Source organism: Leucobacter sp. NPDC015123 (assembly GCF_043080205.1).
Taxonomy (GTDB): Bacteria; Actinomycetota; Actinomycetes; order Actinomycetales; family Microbacteriaceae; genus Leucobacter; species Leucobacter aridicollis_A.
Map to the genome: position 1 here is coordinate 82,394 of NZ_JBIBVH010000009.1, position 19,640 is coordinate 102,033.

Below are 19,640 nucleotides of genomic sequence, written 5' to 3' on the forward strand. Positions count from 1 at the left end.
GACGGTCAGGGGTCGCGCTCGTCACAATCTACCAACGCGAGGATCGGCGACGGGGAACCACGCCCCGTCGCCGATCCTCGCGTTCTCCGCGACCGCGCGCTACGCGCCGATGTGGATCACGCCGGTGCGCAGGTAGGTCATGTCGTGCAAGGTGTACATGCCGCCGATACGCCCCCAGCCGGTGCCCTTGCCGCCCGCGCCGCCGAACGGCATGTTGACGTCCCACCAGCCGTTTGAGTCGTTGACAACGACCTGGCCAACTTCCATCTCTTCCATGAAGCGGAACGCCTTCGACAGGTTCTCAGTGAAGACGGCGCCCTGCAGCCCCAGCGGATCGTCGTTGGCGATTCGCAGTGCGTCGTCGTCGTCCTCGGCAACGATGATCGGGAGGACGGGTCCGAAGGACTCCTCGCGCGACAGCAGGCTGTCGGTTGTCACGTTGTCAACGACGGTGAACTCGTAGTAGAGGTCAGTCGGCTGGCCCTCACGGCGCCCGCCACCGAGCAGGATGTCGAGGCCACGTTCACGCGCGTCGGCCATGTGCCGGTCCATCTTCGCTGCGACGCCCTCATTATTCAGCGGGCCGAGGTTTGTGTTCGGGTCAAAGGGGTCGCCGAGCACGACAGTCTTCGAGTACTCGAGCACTGCAGCGACGAACTTCTCGTGGACATCCTTGTGAACGATCACGCGCTCTGTCGCGCAGCAGACCTGGCCGGCGCAGTAGAAGGCGCCGTCAACCGCGGCCTTAGCGGCACGCTCAATGTTCGCGTCGGCGAGCACGACGACAGGGCCGTTGCCAGATGCTTCGATGAGCAGCGGCTTGAGGCCGGCTGTCGCCTGTATCTTCGTAGCGGTTGCCGACGAGCCGATGAAGCCGACAGCGTCGATGCCTGGGTGTGACACGAGCGCCGCACCGAACTCGCCCTCGCCTGGGAGAACCGAGACGAGCCCGTTCGGCACGCCAGCCTCGACGAGCGCGTCCATCGCAGCGAGCACAGTGAGGGGCGTGTTCGTCGGGGGCTTCACGACGTGCGCGTTGCCTGTCGCGAGGCCTGGAGCGACGAACTCTGCGAACATCAGCAGCGGGAAGTTCCACGGGGTGATGATGCCAAACACACCGATCGGGGCCCGCTGGGTGATCTGGCGCTTCTGAATATCGTTCGATGGGAGCGTTTCGCCGTACAGGCGCACGGCGTCCTCAGCGTGGAGGTGGAACAGCTGTGCCGCTTCCTTGACGTCGGCGAGCGACTCCTCGTAGGGCTTGCCCTGTTCGAGGGACTGCAGGCGTGCGAGCTCCTCGACGCGGGACTCGAGCGCGGTGCCGACCTTGTGGCAGATCTCAGCGCGCGCGAACACACCCAGCTTGCGCCATGCAGTCTTCGCCTCGTGTGCCTTCGCGACTGCAAGGTCGAGGTCAGCGGTTGTTGGGACAGGGATCGACGCGATCTTCTCGCCCGTCGAGGGGCTGAAGATGTCGGCCCGCTCGGTGGATGCACCGTCGGTGAACTCACCGGCGATGAACAGCTGGGTCCGAGTCGGCACTGGCAGGGAACTCATGGCGATACCTCCGTGTATCAGTAACTGCAATGTTGCATGCCCACCATACGACACGCTTCACGATTGCGCAAGATCGAGCCCAGTTGAGTTGCTGAGAAAACAATTCAGCGTACTCGAATTGACTATTTCAGCAAATCAGTGCACGATGCATCTTGTCCACTCGACGCAGGGGTACACCCCGATAACAACGGAGTTGTCATGACGCACACACTCGCCGCCCGCGGCGACCACGACCCCCAAACCAGCTGAGCCCGCCAGCTCAGCGACGGCCCGGTCACAGCCGGGCTTCCCCGCCCCGGCCCGCTGCTCGCGGGCCGGGCCCATCATACGATCGAAAAGGAACACGCATGACCACCTACGAGCGCGCCGAGGCGGCTGTCTCGGCGGAGCGCATCGACGCAGCCCTTGCGAACACCCTCCGCGAGCCCTATTGGCTTGATTCGGACGAGCGCCCTGCAGCGCTTCCACCCGCCGCGGGTGCGCTCGAGACCGACCTCCTCGTCGTCGGGGGCGGCTATACCGGACTGTGGACGGCGCTCCTTGCCAAGGAACGCGAAGCTTCCCGGCGCGTGATTCTGCTCGAAGGGCAGCGAATCGGCTGGGCCGCCTCGGGCCGCAACGGCGGTTTTTGCGAGGCCAGCCTGACACATGGTGCAAGCAACGGCGAGCGCCACCTGCCGAAGGAGACCGCGCGGTTGCACGAGCTTGGACTCGAGAACATCCGCGAGTTCGGGGAGACGGTTCGCCGCTACAACATGGACTGTGATTGGAGCGAGACGGGTGTGCTGCGCGTCGCCTCGGAGCCCTACCAGGACGCGATCCTCAGGGCGGACGCCGCGCAGGATCCCGGCGCCGTCTATTTCGACGCCGCCGCGGTGAAGACAGAGATCAACTCACCCGTGTACCACGGCGCGCTGTGGGAGCGCGAAGGAAACGTCCTCGTCCACCCCGCAAAGCTCGCATGGGAGCTCAGGCGCGTCTGCCTCGAGCTCGGCGTCGACATCTATGAGCAGTCTCAGGCAACTGACATCAGCGCCTCAGCCGACGCCGTTACGGTCACCACCGACGGCGGCGCCACGATCCGGGCGCAGCGCGTCGCGCTCGCCACGAATGTGTTCCCGAATCTCCTGAGGCGAGCCCGGCCGTTTACTGTTCCGGTGTGGGACTATGCGCTCATGAGCAACCCCCTCACCGCTGAGCAGTCCGCGGCGCTCGGCTGGGCGGGCAACCAGGGCCTTGCCGACATGAACAACCGGTTCCACTACATCCGTAAGACGCGCGGCTCCGACGGACTCGAGCGGATCTTGTTCGGCGGATACGACGCGCTGTACCACTTCGGAAAGGGCCTCAACGAGGAGTACTACAACAGCGAGCCAACCTACCGGAGACTGGTCGCACACTTCTACGAAACGTTCCCCGTGCTCGGAGACATCGGTTTCAGCCACGCGTGGGGCGGCGCGATCGACTCGTGCAGCCGGTTCTTCTCATTCTTCACACGGGCGCACCGGGATCGCGTCGTGTCGGCTACCGGCTTCACAGGGCTCGGTGTTGGAGCGACTCGGTTCGGCGCAAACGTCATGCTCGACCTGCTTGACGGCCTGCAGACCGAACGCACCCAACTCGAGCTCGTCAAGAAGAAGCCGATCCCGTTCCCGCCCGAGCCGATTGCCGCGCTCGGCGTCAAGATCACCACCGCTGAGATGGCGCGATCCGATAGGCGCGAAGGCAAGCGCGGTCTGTGGCTCAGCACCATGGATGCTGTCGGCATGGGCTTCGATTCCTAGTACGCGTGCCGGAGTGGGGGCGAGCGCGCTTGGCAACCGCCCCCACATGCACGGACACTATTCGAAACACGAAGGACACTCATGCACTGGGCTCTTCTCGCCGCAGCAATCGCCCTCGAGGTGTTCGCGACCTCGATGCTCAAGATATCGGACGGCTTCACGCGGCTCTGGCCGACAGTGGCTGTCCTCGCGGGCTACGCGCTCTCGTTCTTTCTGCTATCGCGAGTGTTGCAAACCATGCCCGTCGGCACCGCGTACGCTATCTGGTCGGCCGCCGGCACCGTGCTCGTCGTCGGGATCGGGTTCGTCGCTTACCACGAGCGGTTGACGTCACTGCAGCTCATCGGCGTCGCACTGACTATCGCCGGCGTGGTGCTACTCAACGTCGGCGGCGCTGCAGACTAGTGGGCGTGCGCGGCGGCCGCTGCGCGCAGGTCGGCGATTCGCTCCTCGGGAACGCCGCCGTACACAGCTGAGCCCGCGACGAACGTATCGGCGCCAGCCTCAGCCGCGATCCCGATGGTGTCGACGGTGATACCGCCGTCGACCTGCAGCCAGACGTCGAGGCCGTGCTGCGCGCGGGCCTCAGCGAAGCGCCGAAGCTTCGGCATCATGTCGGGCATGAACGACTGGCCGCCGAACCCTGGCTCGACAGTCATCACGAGCACCTGGTCGAACTCAGGCAGCAGTTCGAGGTAGGGCTCAGGGTCGGTACCGGGTTTGAGCGCGATGCCGGCGCGCGCACCGATGTCGCGGATCTTCCGAGCGAGCGCGACGGGATCGGTCGATGCCTCGACGTGGAATGTCACCGAGAACGCGCCAAGTTCAGCGTACCCGGGCGCCCAACGGTCGGCATCGCTGATCATGAGGTGCATGTCGAGCGGAACCGGCGACACCGCTTGAATTCGCTCGACGATCGGCGGGCCCATCGTGAGGTTCGGAACGAAGTGGTTGTCCATCACATCGACGTGCACGAGATCCGCGGTGCGGATTGCCTCGAGCTCTGCCTGGAGGTTCACGAAGTCTGCGGACAGGATGCTGGGGTTAATGCGCTGCGCGGTCACCCGACTAGTCTACGGCGGACTCTGCCGCGCCGTGCCGCGTCGCCTGTCCGGAGCTGGGCTGTTCGGCGAAGACGCGCGACAGTGTGCGGTAGGAACGAGTGAAGAATGCCGCACAAGCGAGCAAGATCATTCCAAGTCCCGTGCAGACGAAGATGAGCGCGATCCCCCGGCTGTCGCCCTGCCCGAGTAACCATCCCCAATCGCGCTGCCCGGTCTCGCCACGCATGAACGGCACGACCCAGAACTCGGCGATCGGCGCGACTATCAGCGCGGTGATTGGCGCAGCCGCCGCCTCAAACGTCATCGCCAGCCCGAAGACGCGCCCCTGCTTTTCGAACGGCACGACGCGCTGGATGACAGTCTGTTCGGCCGCCTCGACCGCTGGCATGAGCGCCATGAACACCCAGATTCCCGCGATGAACAGCCAGGGCCACTCGCGGAGGGTGAAGGCGATTCCTACGAATCCGAGGATCCCGACGAGCACAAGCATGGTGCGGATCGGGTTTGGCCCAAGCCCCCACTTGGCAACGACGAGGCCGCCGACGATGAAGCCCGTCGATGCAAGGCCGAAGACGAGGCCCCAGATCTCGACCTGAAACATCGTGAGCCCATACGGGTCGAGGAGCGCCATGAACGCTCCGCTGCCGAGGTTGTTGAACGTACTGAATAGCACGAGCGCGAAGAGTCCAGGCACTGCACGCATTGCGGCCATGCCGCCGCGGAAATCGACGGCAGCGCGGTCTGGGTCTCGGGCGACAACTGGCTCGGGAATCCGCAGTAGGTGCAGGTGCACGAGCGGAACCGCGACGAAGAGCGTGGCGAGCAGGATCGTCGCCCCCATACCGAGGAGGCCGACTGAGAGTCCGCTGAGCACGCTCGTCGCGATGAACGCGAGTCCCTGGACGGTGCCGACGAGCCCGTTCGCATTCGCGTGGCGTTCGACGGGAACAAGGAGCGTTACGGTCGTCGCAAGCGCAAGGTTCCGCATGAGTTCGACGACGCAGCCCGCGAGAACGACAAGTGTGAACAGCCAGAACCAGGGGGCGTCGAGGCGGAGCAGCGTGTCACTGGGCACCGCAAAGAAGAGTGCGCACCCGATGACGAAGGAGACGAGCGTCGCCCAGGCGCTCAGCAGCATGACGCGGTGTTTGCGCATCCTGTCGACGAGCGAGCCGAACCACATTGAGCAACCGGCAAGCAGAATCATGTAGACGGCGCCGAGCACCCCGGTGGCCAGAATGCTCCGGGTTTCCAAGTACACCCAGAACACGATGGCGAACCACAGGAAGTTCGTCGTCAGGCTCGCAACCGCGGTGTTCACGAGAACGTGGGCGAAGGTTCGGCCCCCAGCTGGCGGCACCTCCCCCGGGCCTGTCTCCGGGCCTGTCCTCGGAGCTTGCCCGGCCGCGCCACCGGGGACAGCCGCGGGCGCTCCTGCGGCCCCGCGCGCCGCGTCAGGGTGGCGGGGCTCCATCGCACCCGACTCATTCATAGGCCAAGAGTATGCGTCGCATCGATGAAACGAAAGAGCCTCATCCCGCACGCGGGCGTAACTCCCAGACGCGCGGAGCGGTGGCGGTGGGGCCTCCCGCTACTCTGCGTCGCGGGTGAGCAACGAGACGAACATCGCGTCGGTGTCGTGGCGGTGCGGCCACAGCTGTGCACTGAGATGCTCACCCGCAAGCTCGGGCCGCGAGTCCTCGCGCGCGGCAGCCCGCACGGCCGCCTTCGCATCGAGCTCCCGGAGCTGCGGGTGGCGCTTGAGCGCACGATCGACGCCGACGCGCGTCTCCGCGAGGTGCGGTGAGCACGTCACGTAGGCGAGCACGCCGCCCGGCTTCAGGTGCGCGATCGCCGCATCGATGAGCTCGCTCTGCAGCGCTGTGAGCTCGGGCAGGTCGCTCGGCTGTTTCCGCCAGCGCGCTTCAGGCCGGCGGCGAAGCGCTCCAAGACCGGAGCATGGCGCGTCGACGAGGATCCTGTCGTACTGCTCGTGCCCGTCACGGCCGCACCCGAATGCCTCCTCGTCGCGGCCGTCATGGCTCACAACCTCCACGGTCCCGGTCGAAAGCGCCGAGATGCCGTCAACCGAGTTCCGCACAAGATCAGCCCGGTGATCGGACACCTCGTTCGCGCGTACCGTGGCGCCCTCGACAACTGCTTCGGCGCCGAGGATGGCAGTCTTACCGCCAGGTCCCGCGCACAGGTCGAGCCAACGCTCACCCTCGGCAACCGGCGTCGCGCGCACGAGCGCGAGCGCGGCGAGCTGGGAGCCCTGATCTTGCACGCGCAGCAGCCCAGCAGGGATCGCGGCGCGCTCTTCGGCGCCCGCGATCGCACGGCCGGGATCGCCGCCGGTGAGCTCAAGGCCGATAGGCGATGGGCCGACTGCATCGACAGCATCTGGTTCGACAAGCGCGAGTTCCTCAGCGGTGATACCAGCACCCTCAAGCAGGGCAAGGTTTACACGCGGTGAGGCATTGTCGGCGTCGAGCAACGCGTCGAGCTCGGTCTCGCTCCCCTCCGCACGGAGCGCGTCGCGGAGGGCACGCACGACCCAGGCGGGGTGCGACGTGCGGACCGCGAGAGCGTCGTCGGCGTTCTTCGCGGTGTCAGAAATGCGCGCATCCCACTCCTCGTTCGTTGACCGCCCGATCTCCCTGAGCACACCATTCACGAACCCGGCTGCCCGCTCGTTGCCGACGAGGCGCTGCAACTCGACGCTTTCGTGGACCGCGGCGTGAGCCGCCGTGCGCATGGCGAGCAGCTGGTGCGCGCCGATCCTGAGCACGTTCAGGGTGCGGGAGTCGATGTCTTCGGTCGGCCGATCGGCCGCGAGCTCGATGATGCGGTCGAGCCTGCCAAGCGAGCGGAGCGTCCCCGCAGCGAGTTCAGTTGCGAGGGCCGCATCGCGTCCGTCGAGCCTCGCGTCACGAATCCGAGAGGCAAGCGAAAGATTCGCGTACGCGTCGCGTTCGACGACGTCACGCAGCACGTCGTAGGCGACGATCCTGGCGCCCGAAATTCGCGGCCGGCTCTGACGCTTGCCGCCGCGTCCGCGAGCGCCACCCTGAGCCGAGTTACGGCCGCGCCCACTGTGTGAATGCTTGTCGCTCACGCGAGGTCCGCCTTTCCGTCACGGCCGCGCAACCAGGCGGCACCGTCCATCGCAGGTTTTCCCGCGGGCTGCACGCGCACAAGCTCAAGCCCGGCAGCAGACTGCCCGCTCGCACAGCCAATAACGGCACGCTTTGAAACGATGCGCGCCTCGCCCGGCGCGAGGTCAGTCGGCAGCGCCGCCGAGAGGACGGAATCGAGCGGGCGCAATTCGGTGAGCTTGATCGGTTCGCCACCGATGAGCGCGTAGGCGCCCGGCTCGGGCGTCACGCCAGCCCAATGCGCGAGCGCGGCTTCTGCTGTGACCCCCGAGCCAAACGAAATGAGCCCGTCCTCGCGGGAGAGCTTGTGCGCGTAGGTGTCTTCCCCGGTCTGCGGCTCCCCCGCCCCCGGTTCCGTGGCGAGCAGCTCGACTGCACGCAGCAGCGCGCCCGTGCCCGAGACAGAGAGCTCGGTGAGCGCCGCGCCCGCAGAGGTGCCAGGCGCAAACGTCGTCGAGTCGCGTGTGAGCACGTCCCCGGCATCGAGCGCAGCGACAAGTCTGAACACAGTGACGCCCAGCTCCTGCTCTCCCGCCATGAGCGCCCGCTGCACTGGAGCGGCTCCGCGCCAGCGCGGAAGATCCGAGAAGTGCAGGTTGATCCAGCCGTGAGCGGGGCTCGACAGGAGCGGCTCGCGGATGAGTCCGCCGTAGGCGACGATGACACCGAGATCGGGCGCGCGGTCAGCGACCCAAGCGGTGGCCTCGTCGCCGAGTCGGTTCGCCTTGAGCGCTTCGATCCCGAGTTCTGCAGCCGCCTGGGCGACTGGTGACGGCGTGAGCACCCGTTTGCGCCCAAGCGGGGCGTCTTCACGCGTGACAACGCCGACGACATCGTGGCCGGCCTCGACCAAGGCTCGCAGGCTGGGGACGGCGAACTCCGGGGTTCCGGCAAACACGATACGCATCAGGCTATTCTCTCACCCCGCAGACGAGACAACGCACGCACGGCTGGCGTCACCCGAAAGCGTCAAGCAGCATTCGCGCCTTCCGCAGGGCGGCTTGCGAGCCCTTGCGCGCCGCGATGTCGGCGAGCCCGGGCCACGCCGAAACGTCGCCGGCAATGAGTCCTCGCCTCCGAGCCTCGACGAGTACGGGTGCCCGCACGAGCGCGGCGTCAAGCACACGGTTCAGCCACTTCGGCGGGGCCGACAGTTCGGCCGCAACGCGAACGGACTCGGTCAGCGCAGGCCAGAGCGCGCGCAGCGTGTCCGGCTCGGACTCGATCATTCCTGCGAGCTTCACGGGGGTGAAATCGGGGCTCTCGAGAAGCCGCCCGACCGCGAGCCGCACGGAGTCAGCGCCAACGAGCCCGGCGCGCACCGCCGCAAGCACGTGGTAGCCGCTGCCGTTGTCGTGACTCATCCCGCTGAGCAGCACCGCGACCATACCGACCGTAATAGGTGGCACAGATTCCCCCCGCCCGAGCGGGCCCGCGTTGCCGTCACGCCAGTTGCGGTGCTCAGCCACCCGTACCGCCCGCGCCGCGGGGTCCCACCGCAGCCATGCACGGGAGTCGTGCCGAACGTCGTCGGCGTCAGAGAGGATCTCGGTCATGCCACACTGCCCCTCTTCCTCGATGTCGTAGAACCACGCGGTCCGGGTGCGAAACCGGCGGGGGCCGTCGGTCGGGTCTGCGAGGCGTTCGGGGGCGAACTCGAGTTCGATCTCTAACAGCCGTGTCGAGGCCGCTGGGTCTTGCCAGGTCGCTTTGATCGATGCGCCGTCATCGATAGCGGGCTGCGCGTCAACGTCAGCGGGCCAGAACACCGCGAACTCGGCCTCTGTCATCGTTGCAGGGGTGTGTGTCGCGGGGTTGAGCACTGTTGCCCTCGGAGCTTCGGCAGGCGTCGGCGCCACCTCCGCGAGCCTCTCCACCACTGATCGGGCAAGCTGGACTGCGCGCGACGACCCGCCGGCTGCGGCGAGCGCCCTGACGCCGGCGATCTCGAGCGCGGTGCCTGTAGCAACGCCTGCCTCGACCGCTGAGATCACTGCCGGCAGCAGCTCTCCGACGGCTTCCACTATCTCTGCCGTTCCAGCGAGACGCCTGGGGGCTGCGAGTGACAGCGCGACGAGGTCATCGAGCAGCGGCCAGACGACTGCGAGCATTCCCTCATCGGCGAGATCGAGACACGCGCTCGCGAGTGCGGCGAGCTTCGTTGGAGTGTCGGTCCAGCCAAGCTTGCGCACGTCGGCGACCCCGGGAATCAAGAGCCCGCGCTCCCAGCCCTCGCGGATCGCGAGAACCCCGTCGGCGACGGCGCGTTCGTGAAGGCCGCGCTGGGCCCCAATGAGGTTCACCGCTTGCCCGGGAGTGAGCGGTGTGCGCCGCCGTACGAGCTGTCGCAGCACGAGGCCAAGGGCTGAGCTATCAGTATCCCCGGTTGTCAGGGACGCCCAGTCTCCGCCTGCGGGCAGCACCCCAACCTCGATATCGCTCCGGTAGGTGTCCGCCTTCAGCCGGGTGGGGAATGCGGCGAGCGCAGGCGGCTGTTCGAGACCTGTCGGCGCCCACCAGTGCCGCTGGGGGTCGAGCTCCACTTCTGGCTCGGTGAGCGGGTGCGCGAGATAGGCACAGGCGACCGCGCCTGCGCGGACCGGGAGCGTAGCCCCGTCCTGTCCGACGATGGCGACGTCGAGCTCGCTGAGCGCGTCGCGGTGCGTGAGCGTCACGGTCGTGGCGTCGACACGGAGCAGCGCGAGTAGCAGGTCGGCCTCGCTCGCTGTCGCGCGCTTGTCGGCGTACACCCGCAGCCTCGCGACGAGCTCATCGATTGAGAGGCCCATGTCGTCCCACGTCGGCGTCGAGAGCAGCACTGGAACCTCGCCGAGGCGCTTGGTCACCGCCGCATCACGGGCGGGTGACGGGCCGAAGATCGTCGGCTTCGAGCCAGGAAAGTCAGGGCGAGCAGGCCGGTCGAGCGCTGTGAGCTGCTCGCCAGCAACCCACTGGGCGATGCACCGCAGCCCGGGAACCCAGTGTTGTCGCACACCCCGAAGCACAGTTCGCGCGAGGCCAGTGTCTCTCCGCGCCAGCTCATTCGTCAGTGCGAGGACGCGCTCGGCGGTTGGGTCGACCGCACCGCCCTCGGGCCGTCCGGTGAGCTCGGCGGCCGCCGCGGTGACGGCAGCAATGAGCGCGTCAGTGTCCGCGACGGCGAGCGCCTCAGTGCCCGCTGTGGCGAGCGCGGCACCTCCTGCGGGTCCGCTTGCCCCACCCCCTGCTTCACCCAGTCCGAGCGAGAACAGCGGCACCTGCCAAAGGGGCGGAGTCGCGTCCCAGCGGCCGCGGGCTTCCGTCTGCGCGGTGTTCGATGATGCCAACGCGTCTGCGACGTCGCCACCCGGCCCCGAGGCGATTCCCCAGGCGTCGATCAACCGTCTCGCAGCGCGAGCGAGCGGGACGTCGTTGCCTATTTTCAGCGGTTCGATGAGCACTGCGACGTCCGCGGCGACACCGGCGCTCGGGGCTTGTCGCCCGGTGGCAGCGGCGAGCAGCGCGCGCCGTGCCTTCTTCGATTTCACTCCGAGCCCGAGCTGCAGCACCTCAAGGAGTGTGTTGTCGTCGCCGTGTGCGATGAGCGCCGGGCCGAACGCCTCAACTAGTGGGGCGTCTCCTGTCGCGATTGCTGACACGAGCGCGTCGGCGCGGTTGAGAAGGTCTGTCCGGCGCGCCTCGCCAGTGAGCCCGAGGTGCTCGGTGAGGAAGGCGGCCCAGACTTTCCGGTCGCCGGGCCGTTGGGCAGCGTCGAGACCCGCAAGTGCAAGGTCGAGCGCGGTGTCGGTGTCGAGCCAGCCGCGCTCAAGCGCAGCCGGGAGCAGTCCGCCGAACGGCCCAGTGACGCTCAGCCCGAGCGCGACCGCTGTCTCTGCGTGCTCGCGAAAGCGTGGGCCGAGCGACTCGCCCGAAATATTGCCGCGGTCGCGCGGCTGCAGCCAGCCGTCATTTGCCGGCGCGCCGAGAGCGTAGACGGCCCAGTCGCGTAGGTAGTCGACGTGCTCGGGCACCGGGAGTGCGAGGTCATGCACCAGGCGGACGGTGGCGCCCGCCAACCGCGAGGTCGCATCGATCCACAGCCTGCCTCCGCGCGCCGACGCGTGAGTCACGAAGCTCCGCGCGTACTCTGCTCCCCGGTCGGCCACAACAGCAGCAAGAACCTCGTCACTGATTGCCCCGCTCGCTGGAGCGATCGCGACGGCGCGCTTGGCAGCGACGCCGACGCGGATTGCGAACAGGGCGAGCATGCCGGCGTGCACGCCGTCACCGAGCCAGCTGCGCCACCCGTAGCTCGCGGCGTCGAGAGCCTCGAATGATCCCCACTCGCCAGCTTTGAGCCCCGCCAACGCGGTGCGCTGCTGCTCGGGGGTGCCGAGCGGCAGCGCGAGGATCGCTTCTGGCGCCAGGCCTGGGGTGTGGTCAGCCCAGCCGAGCGCGCGGTAGACCGCGAGTGAGTCGTTCAATGCTGCGGAGGCGCTCACGCCTGCTCCTTCTTCGTCGATGCCTGGGTCGACGTATGTATCGATGTCTGTGTCCGGGTGGAGGATGCGGCCGGTGCGACCGGGTGATCGCCCTGGGATGCGCGGGCGCGGGTGATCTCGACGGCGAGCGCGTGCTTACACGGGCCACGCCCGTTCCCGTGATTCAGGCCCCACGCGCAGCCGCAGTCGAGCTTCCCGCCGTCCCCGACGCGCACAATGGTGTCGCCGCCAGGCCCGCCTGCCGGTCGAACGCCACGGCCACCACCAGCACCTCCGCCACCACCAGCACCACCAGCACTCCCGTCACCACCAGCACTCCCGCCACGCACGATCCAGCTTCGCGGTCCGCTCGAGCTCCCTTCGCCGGGGAGCGGCATCACTCGTCCCGCAGCGACGAGCGCCCGTGCCGCGGCGAGGCGGGGGCCGTCGCGTTCGACGCGCGCCGGGTCATCTGGAAGCTCCCTGTGGAAGTGGGCGCCACCTTCGAGATCCCATCCGACACGCCCCGAGGCGGCAAGGACCGCGATGGCCCCGTCCGCGCGGGCACGCGTGAGCCCTGCCGCGCTGGCAAGCCTTGCGGCATCGAGCACGGGTTCGAACGCAAGTAGTGCGGAAATACGCTCCGCGTCGGCCACGACGTCGTCGCTCGCAAGCGCCGCGAGAAGCGCGCCCTCCCCCGAGTGCCCGCGCCACGCCTGAGCGGTCAGCCCGAGTGTGAGTCGCGCGTGCGGAAGCTCGAATACGACGGCGACCGAGCCAGTCTCCGTGTGCGGCGCGCCATGCACTGTCGCGCCCCTGAGATGTGGAAGGAGGCGCTTCGCCGCGCTCAAGCGGTGCAGCCCCGGAACCGCGACCGCCCCTGCCACCGGCCGCGACGTGATCCTGACGCCCGAAGTCGCGGGAACGATCCACGCCGTTCTCCCATTCGCCGTCGCTGGCGGAACCGCCGCGACGAAGGCGCGCGCCTCCGACGCAGTGAGCTTCGCGAGCGGGACCATGCGGCTGTGGAGCTCGGCAACGTTGCCGAACGCCCGCACCCACCGGCCCGGCATGTTTACCGGGCGCTCCGTGGCGTGCGCGTTCGGTGTGGCGAGCACCGCACCGCCGCCCCCAACATCGAGGTGCAGAAGCTCGGCGCGCCTCACCCCCGTCAGCACCGCACGCGATTGCTGACCCAGATCGACGTTCGTCGTGCCGTACGCAATGTCTCCGCCGTCAAAACCTGTGCCGAGTAAGTCGAGCCTCGCGTACACGCTGTTGCAGGCCGAGAAGCACTCGGCCCGAAGCCTGTCGCCCTGTGCGGTGAGTACGGGGTCGCGCATCGTTGTCGGCACGTAGTTGAAGTAGCGGGTCGAAGTGATGTCGGAGAGCGCGAGCAATCCGCGGGCGAGCACCAGCGGCTCCGTCGCAAAGCCGGAGAAGAAACTCGGCGAACCGTCAATTCCCTGCCGGGTGAGGGCGGGAGCGAGTCCGAGCACGAGCCCGTCAGTCACCGCCCCTGTCAGCATGCCAAACGCCCGCGGGGCTGCCTGAGCCGGCGCATGCTGCATCGTCATATCTCGATGCTAGCGACCACGGGTGACACGGGCGCGCCGCTGGTGCTACACTCGCCACATGCAGATCGTGATTCAGTGGTGGGCCGCCTAGGGCGGTCACTCTTCACGCATCTGCATGCACCTCGACACCGCCTCTCTGAGGCGGTGTTTTTTGTCTCACGAGTGGCGTTCAGACCCCCACTCAGTGACCACGAAGGATCTCCACTCATGACTCAGACCACCACTGCTTCCCCCTACCGCGCCGACGAGCACGGCTTCTTTGGCGAGTACGGGGGCGCGCCGCTGCCGCCGTTCCTCGTCGAGCCCATCGCCGAGGTCGCACGCGAATACGCGAAGGCGAGCGCTGACCCCGCGTTCCAAGAGGAGTACCAGTCGCTACTCTCGAAGTACGTCGGCCGGCCCTCGCTGCTGTACTTCGCTGAGAACCTCACCGCGAAGCTCGGCGGCGCCAAGGTGTACCTTAAGCGCGAAGACCTCAACCACACTGGGGCGCACAAGATCAACCACTGCCTCGGCGAGGCGCTGCTCGCAAAGCGCATGGGAAAGACGAAGGTCATCGCAGAGACCGGTGCCGGCCAGCACGGCGTGGCGCTCGCCACGGCCGCGGCGCTCGTGGGGCTCGAGTGCGAGATTCACATGGGGGCGATCGACGTCGCCAAACAGCACCCGAACGTCGTGCGCATGGAACTGCTCGGCGCAAAGGTCGTCTCGGTCGAGGAGGGCGGCAAGACACTCAAAGAGGCAGTCGATTCAGCGTTCGGCGTCTACGCAGCGAACCCCGACGAGTACTTCTTCGCGATCGGCTCGGTCGTCGGGCCCCACCCTTACCCGTCGATGGTGCGTGATTTCCAGTCAGTGGTTGGCCGCGAGGCCCGCGCGCAGGTGCTTGAAGCGGAGGGGAAGCTCCCCGACTACCTCATCGCTGCTGTCGGCGGCGGCTCAAATGCGATGGGCCTGTTTGACGCCTTCCTCGAGGACGAGGCGGTCAAGATTATTGGCGTCGAGCCAGCCGGTGAGGGCCTCGAAGGCACCCGCCACGCAGCAACGATGACGCTCGGCACCCCGGGCATGCTGCACGGCATGCACACGAAGGTGCTGCAGGACGCAAACGGCGAACCCTCGCCTGTGCACTCAATTGCCTCGGGCATCGACTATCCAGGAGTCGGCCCCCAGCACGCCAGGCTCGAGCAGCTCGGCCGCGCCGAGTACGTGACCGCCACCGACGCCGAGACGCTCGACGCGTTCCAGCTGCTCACTCGCACCGAAGGCATCATCCCCGCGCTCGAGTCGTCGCACGCCGTCGCACACGCGGTGAAGCTCGCGCCGACGCTGCCCGCGGACGCTGTGATCATCGTGAACCTCTCGGGCCGCGGCGACAAGGATATCGACTTCGTCGCCGAGCGCCTCGCGCAGTAGCACGGTCGGCCTGGCCGCGGCTTCCCAGTGGCCCGTGAACACACGATCCTCGCGAGAACACACGCTCACCGAGCAGTTTGACATGTGTTCCCACGAGGATCGTGTGTCTTGGCGTTCCCGGGCATAGCGGCAGAGACAGCAGGGAACGGCAGCGGTCAGCTCGGGTCAGCTGAGGTCGGCAGGGCCCGGCCAGCAGCTCCCGGCCTTGCGGGACTCACCGGCATCACCCATCGAACACCCCGCGGTCATCGAATCGCAGCCTGAGCGCCTCCGGGACGGCCCGCCCTGGAGCCCGACCCTTCTGCCGTGACGACGCGCCAGCCGCGTCAGCGACGAGCGCGCCGCGCAGCCGTTTCGCGACGTCGCTGCCGCGTGCATACTCGAACCGCACAATGGCGCGTACGAGCCCAGCGCCGCGTGCAGCTGGGTCGGATGCTGATACGGGCGTCGGCCCGAGCACCTCGACACCCGCCAGCACGTCGGGAGTGCGGAGCGCCGCGATCGCACGGTCGACCTGGGCGGAACCGCCTGTCACACTCGCAACGCGGACTGCGGGTGGATACCTCAGCGCCTGCCTGTCGCGAAGCTCGCTGTGCAGCCACTCGTCGAGCCGCCCGGTGACGAACGCCTGCACCACGGGGCCTCCCCCTGATGCCATCAGACACACCCCGTCAGGAGCGGCGAGCGCGGCCGCGTTCTCCCACCATCGCAGGCAGTCTTCGCCGGCCCGGAGGTTCTCGAGGCTCAGCAGCCGCTCGGCATCGAGCAGCACGACCGCCCGGTAGCCGCCAGCCGCGAGCGGTTCAGCACCGCGAGTCGCGACGACTATCGCCGGTCGCGCGTCCACACGCTCGCGGGGGTGGTCGCCGTCGGAGAGCAGCACGCGAAATCCGCGGAACTGCCGTTCGAACTGCTCGACAGTGCGCGCCGACCCCATGCCGCGTTCCGCGAGCCGGTTCCCGCCGCAGCCAGAGCACGCCCAGCCCCCGGCGTGCTGTCCGCACCAGCGGCACGCGGCAGTGCCTGCCGTGCGAAACCCGATCGGGCCACCGCACCCGGTGCAGCGGGCAAGGTCACCGCAGTCGCCGCACACCGAGACTGGCGCATATCCTGGCGTCGCGACCTGCACGAGTACGGGGCCGGTGCGCAGCCCCTCCCTGATAGTCTTCGCCGCGAAGTCAGGCACACGCCCTGCGAACGCGTCTGGCGCGATCGACTGGTCGGCGTGAATCACGCGGGTACGCCTGGGCGGGTTCACCTGATCCTGCACGTATCCGATGAGGGCCAACCGCTCGACCTCAGCGCTGCGAGCGTGCGCGGCGAAGAAGAGCCCGGCGCCCGACTGCTCGGCGCGCACAAGGGCCGCGTCGCGGGCGTGCACATATGGTGCGAGCGGCTCGGCGAGCACGGGATCGCCATCGTCCCACATCAGGATCGCGCCAAGATCGTGCGCCGGGGCGTACACGGCAGAACGATTCCCGACAATAATTCGCGGCGCCGAGTCGAGCGCCTGCAGAAAGCTAGCGTAGCGCTCCGCGTTTGATTGCCTCGCGTCAACCCTGAGCACGCCCTCGGCACCGAGGGCGGCGAGGGCGCTCTGCACCTGATCCTGATCGCGGTAGTCGGGAAGCACAACGATTGCACTCTTGCCCGCGGCGCGGACCGACATCGCGACCTGCGCGAGCCGGATCGCCCAGGCCCCGACCCACTCGCCTGTCGACAGCCGCTCTGGTGAGTGATTCGCGGTGAGCGCGAGCCGCTCGCCAGCAACGAGGCGAGCCGCGATACCAGCGGAATCGGCGTCGAGATCTCCGGCAGGCGCGCCGTCGGGCCTCCCAGGCTGAGACTCCGCCGCGGCGAGGTGCTGCTTCTCGACGCGCACCTGTCTGCCTGGAATTGCGAGACGCAGGATGTCGCCGGCAGAACCGCCGGCGCGGTCGGCCACTGCGCGCGCGAGCCGCCAAATCTCTGGTGTGAGCTGCGGGACAGGGCTCACGATGTCGGCGATTGGCGAGAGTTCACCACCAAAGCTGCTCGATTCGGCGAACCCAATGACGTACCCGAACGCCTTGCGCTGTTGATTGCGAAACGGCACCCGAACGCGCTGGCCGACACAAAGTTCGCCTGCGAGCCCCTCTGGGATCGCGTAGTCGAAGAGGTGGTCGAGTTGCGGCAGCGCCGAATCGAGGAGCACCTCGGCGACGGCCCGACCGTTCGGCCGTTCGGCGTCGAGACAGCTGCACGAGGTCGCGGGAACCACTGGCTCCGCGGGAGCGGCCGCCTCAGCTCGCTTGCCAGACCCCGCAGCTGCGGAGACGTCGCTCAGCTCACCGGCCGACACGCCGCCGCCTCAACTAGAGCCCTGCGGCTGCGCGCAGCTCGGCGACGCGCGGCGTCGCTTCCCAGGTGAAGTCGGGCAGCTCGCGACCGAAATGTCCGTAGGCGCTCGTCTGTGCGTAGATCGGGCGCAACAGTTCGAGATCGCGGATGATCGCGAGGGGGCGCAGGTCGAACACCTCGCGCACGGCGGCCTCGATGACGGCTGTCGGAACGGTCTCTGTGCCAAAGGTCTCGACATACAGGCCGACCGGATGCGCGCGTCCGATCGCGTAGGCGACCTGCAGCTCGGCCCGTCGAGCAAGGCCCGCGCGCACGACGTGCTTCGCGACCCAGCGCATCGCGTAGGCTGCCGAGCGGTCGACCTTCGAAGGATCTTTGCCGCTGAACGCGCCGCCGCCGTGCCGGCTCGCGCCACCGTAGGTATCGATGATGATCTTGCGGCCTGTGAGACCCGCATCACCCATCGGTCCGCCCACCACGAAGGGGCCCGCCGGGTTGATAAAGAACTCTGCGCCGGCGCGCGGCAGGTCGACCTTGTCGAGCACAGGGTTGATGACCTCGCGGGCCACAACCTCGCGCAGCGCGGGGGTCGAGAGGCTCGCCGCGTGCTGGGTCGATACAACGACTGCCTCGATCGACGCGGGACGGTCGCCGTCGTAGCCGATAGTGACCTGGGTCTTCCCATCAGGGCGAAGCTCGGGGATGATGCCGCTCTTGCGCACCTCAGTCAGTCGCTCAGCGAGGCGGTGCGAGATCCAGCTCGGCAGCGGGTGCAGCTCGGGGGTCTCGTCGGTCGCGAAGCCAAACATGATGCCCTGGTCGCCTGCGCCCTGCGCGCTCAGCGCGTCATCGTCGCCGGCTTCGCGCGCCTCAAGCGACACGTCCACGCCACCCGCGATGTCTGGCGACTGCTGCCCGATCGACACCGACACGCCGCACGACGAGGCGTCAAAGCCCATCTCCGAGCTCGTGTACCCAATCTCACGGATCGCGTCACGCACGATCTGCGGGATCTCGACATAGCCACTCGTGGATACCTCGCCGGCGACGTGTACGAGACCAGTCGTCACGAGCGTCTCGACGGCGACGCGCGCCCCCGAATCTTGCTCAAGCATCGCGTCAAGGATCGAGTCAGAAATGCGATCGCAAATCTTGTCGGGGTGCCCCTCGGTGACGGACTCGGACGTGAACTGACGCAGCACGGATGCTCCTCGAATAGTGATGAAATGGGCCGAAACGTATGGCCCCAGAATGGCTGTGGCGCCGGTACCTAGAGGGTATCCGGCGCCACCGACAGAGTGAGCAGTTACGCCTTCGGCGTCATCTGCAGCTTGCCCTCGACGATCTCGTGCAGCGCGATCGACAGCGGCTTGTCATCCACCGACGAATCTACAAGGGGACCGACGTTATCGAACAGGTTCCCGTCGTGCAGATCAGTGTAGTAGTCGTTGATCTGGCGCGCGCGCTGAGCAGCGAAGACGACCAGAGCGTACTTCGAGTCCACCTTGTCGAGCAGATCGTCGATCGGTGGGTCGATGATGCCGTTGACATTAGCCATGAATTAACTCCTCTAGATAGACCCGTCTATTCTAGCCCATGAGGCCGACGCCGCGGCGCAAGATGACGTGCCCGTTACGACTGCTCAGTCTCGTCCAGGCTCGAGTACCCGAAATCGTCAGGCGATCAATGCCCGATAGGAAGCCGAGACCTTCGGCCGCGAACGCGGCCGCCGCAGGGATCCCGGGAGCGATTTCACTGCCCCAAACTGCCCGACGAACCTTCTGCACAACAGGATCGCCGGCATCGGCCGGTACGTTTTCGGCGACGCGCGCCATGCCCTCAGCAGCGACGACAGCGAGAGACCCCGCGTCCATTTCACCACGGGCCTCCCAGCCCGCGGTTGGGGGAAGTACTCCGGCCCACGCCGCAGCAACTGTCATGTCGGGAAGCGCAAGATCGAGCCCGGATGCGGCACGCGCAAGCCTATCTGTGAGCGCACGCACCTCCACGACAGTGTCGATCGGCGCAGCCGGGGCGGCAGCCAACGGGAAGGCGCGCATGACGAGCACGACTGGCGACTCGTCCATGATCCCCACCGGCGCCTGTGTGCAGCCGTACACTGCGAGAGCGCTGCCACGGGTCTGCAGCCGAACCTCGGCCTCCCCGAGCCGGGCGAGGCGGGAGAGGTAGTTCTGCAAGTCGTCTCGTGTTGGCTTGTCTGCGAGGCCAAGAGTGAAAGTCTGTTCGGTCATCAGCATCAGCCTACCGCCGCAAGATTGATGCG

The 19,640-nt window shown here is 67.5% G+C and carries 14 protein-coding genes; 3 read left to right on the plus strand and 11 right to left on the minus strand.

What is annotated here, in order from left to right:
- Positions 1 to 99 precede the first annotated feature (99 nt).
- Positions 100 to 1,557 (minus strand): aldehyde dehydrogenase, encoded by a 1,458-nt coding sequence (locus ACF07D_RS14665; RefSeq protein WP_119279385.1) that lies wholly within the window; start codon positions 1,555 to 1,557, stop codon positions 100 to 102.
- A 347-nt stretch (positions 1,558 to 1,904) separates the two neighbouring features.
- On the opposite strand from ACF07D_RS14665, the gene ACF07D_RS14670 reads away from it, so the two are divergent.
- Together ACF07D_RS14670 and ACF07D_RS14675 are read left to right on the plus strand one after the other, a co-directional pair.
- The gene (locus ACF07D_RS14670) at positions 1,905 to 3,341 is read left to right on the plus strand and encodes an NAD(P)/FAD-dependent oxidoreductase (RefSeq protein ID WP_391505397.1); all 1,437 of its coding nucleotides are present in this window, start codon (positions 1,905 to 1,907) and stop codon (positions 3,339 to 3,341) included.
- An 81-nt stretch (positions 3,342 to 3,422) separates the two neighbouring features.
- Positions 3,423 to 3,746, plus strand: a complete 324-nt coding sequence (locus ACF07D_RS14675; RefSeq protein WP_391505398.1) for a DMT family transporter — start codon at positions 3,423 to 3,425, stop codon at positions 3,744 to 3,746.
- Here ACF07D_RS14675 and rpe read toward each other — a convergent pair.
- The 6 genes from rpe to ACF07D_RS14705 form a co-directional block, all read right to left on the minus strand.
- Positions 3,743 to 4,405: a ribulose-phosphate 3-epimerase gene (gene rpe / locus ACF07D_RS14680; RefSeq protein WP_119279378.1), complete on the minus strand. Its 663-nt coding sequence runs from the start codon at positions 4,403 to 4,405 to the stop codon at positions 3,743 to 3,745. The genes ACF07D_RS14675 and rpe overlap by 4 nt on opposite strands.
- 4 nt (positions 4,406 to 4,409) lie before the next feature.
- Positions 4,410 to 5,897: an MFS transporter gene (locus ACF07D_RS14685; RefSeq protein ID WP_391505399.1), complete on the minus strand. Its 1,488-nt coding sequence runs from the start codon at positions 5,895 to 5,897 to the stop codon at positions 4,410 to 4,412.
- A gap of 99 nt (positions 5,898 to 5,996) precedes the next feature.
- Positions 5,997 to 7,523, minus strand: coding sequence for an RsmB/NOP family class I SAM-dependent RNA methyltransferase (locus tag ACF07D_RS14690; protein ID WP_391505400.1), 1,527 nt, complete (start codon positions 7,521 to 7,523; stop codon positions 5,997 to 5,999).
- Positions 7,520 to 8,470: a methionyl-tRNA formyltransferase gene (locus ACF07D_RS14695; protein WP_391505401.1), complete on the minus strand. Its 951-nt coding sequence runs from the start codon at positions 8,468 to 8,470 to the stop codon at positions 7,520 to 7,522. The genes ACF07D_RS14690 and ACF07D_RS14695 overlap by 4 nt, the downstream gene beginning before the upstream one ends.
- Before the next feature lie 49 nt (positions 8,471 to 8,519).
- The gene (locus tag ACF07D_RS14700; protein ID WP_391505402.1) at positions 8,520 to 12,044 is read right to left on the minus strand and encodes a hypothetical protein; all 3,525 of its coding nucleotides are present in this window, start codon (positions 12,042 to 12,044) and stop codon (positions 8,520 to 8,522) included.
- Entirely contained in the window at positions 12,041 to 13,600 is a 1,560-nt protein-coding gene (locus tag ACF07D_RS14705) for an SWIM zinc finger family protein (protein WP_391505403.1), read from the minus strand. Before ACF07D_RS14705 ends, ACF07D_RS14700 begins: the two co-directional genes overlap by 4 nt.
- 207 nt (positions 13,601 to 13,807) lie before the next feature.
- On the opposite strand from ACF07D_RS14705, the gene trpB reads away from it, so the two are divergent.
- A complete protein-coding gene (trpB, locus tag ACF07D_RS14710) occupies positions 13,808 to 15,016 on the plus strand; it encodes a tryptophan synthase subunit beta (RefSeq protein ID WP_391505404.1) in 1,209 nt (402 codons plus the stop codon).
- A 223-nt stretch (positions 15,017 to 15,239) separates the two neighbouring features.
- Here trpB and ACF07D_RS14715 read toward each other — a convergent pair whose 3' ends face one another.
- The 4 genes from ACF07D_RS14715 to ACF07D_RS14730 form a co-directional block, all read right to left on the minus strand.
- The gene (locus ACF07D_RS14715; RefSeq protein WP_391505405.1) at positions 15,240 to 17,357 is read right to left on the minus strand and encodes a hypothetical protein; all 2,118 of its coding nucleotides are present in this window, start codon (positions 17,355 to 17,357) and stop codon (positions 15,240 to 15,242) included.
- A 13-nt stretch (positions 17,358 to 17,370) separates the two neighbouring features.
- Positions 17,371 to 18,555, minus strand: a complete 1,185-nt coding sequence (gene metK / locus ACF07D_RS14720) for a methionine adenosyltransferase (RefSeq protein ID WP_391505441.1) — start codon at positions 18,553 to 18,555, stop codon at positions 17,371 to 17,373.
- A 107-nt stretch (positions 18,556 to 18,662) separates the two neighbouring features.
- Positions 18,663 to 18,914 (minus strand): DNA-directed RNA polymerase subunit omega, encoded by a 252-nt coding sequence (gene rpoZ, locus ACF07D_RS14725; RefSeq protein WP_119279365.1) that lies wholly within the window; start codon positions 18,912 to 18,914, stop codon positions 18,663 to 18,665.
- A gap of 31 nt (positions 18,915 to 18,945) precedes the next feature.
- Positions 18,946 to 19,608, minus strand: coding sequence for a hypothetical protein (locus ACF07D_RS14730; RefSeq protein ID WP_391505406.1), 663 nt, complete (start codon positions 19,606 to 19,608; stop codon positions 18,946 to 18,948).
- Positions 19,609 to 19,640: the final 32 nt, after the last annotated feature.

Coding starts and splice junctions, on each gene's coding strand:
- ACF07D_RS14670 (WP_391505397.1), top strand. CDS start 1,905: ATGACCACCTACGAGCGCGCCGAGGCGGCTGTCTCGGCGGAGCGCATC.
- ACF07D_RS14685 (WP_391505399.1), bottom strand. CDS start 5,897: ATGAATGAGTCGGGTGCGATGGAGCCCCGCCACCCTGACGCGGCGCGC.
- ACF07D_RS14695 (WP_391505401.1), bottom strand. CDS start 8,470: ATGCGTATCGTGTTTGCCGGAACCCCGGAGTTCGCCGTCCCCAGCCTG.
- ACF07D_RS14705 (WP_391505403.1), bottom strand. CDS start 13,600: ATGACGATGCAGCATGCGCCGGCTCAGGCAGCCCCGCGGGCGTTTGGC.
- trpB (WP_391505404.1), top strand. CDS start 13,808: ATGACTCAGACCACCACTGCTTCCCCCTACCGCGCCGACGAGCACGGC.
- ACF07D_RS14730 (WP_391505406.1), bottom strand. CDS start 19,608: ATGACCGAACAGACTTTCACTCTTGGCCTCGCAGACAAGCCAACACGA.
- ACF07D_RS14675 (WP_391505398.1), top strand. CDS start 3,423: ATGCACTGGGCTCTTCTCGCCGCAGCAATCGCCCTCGAGGTGTTCGCG.
- rpoZ (WP_119279365.1), bottom strand. CDS start 18,914: ATGGCTAATGTCAACGGCATCATCGACCCACCGATCGACGATCTGCTC.
- ACF07D_RS14665 (WP_119279385.1), bottom strand. CDS start 1,557: ATGAGTTCCCTGCCAGTGCCGACTCGGACCCAGCTGTTCATCGCCGGT.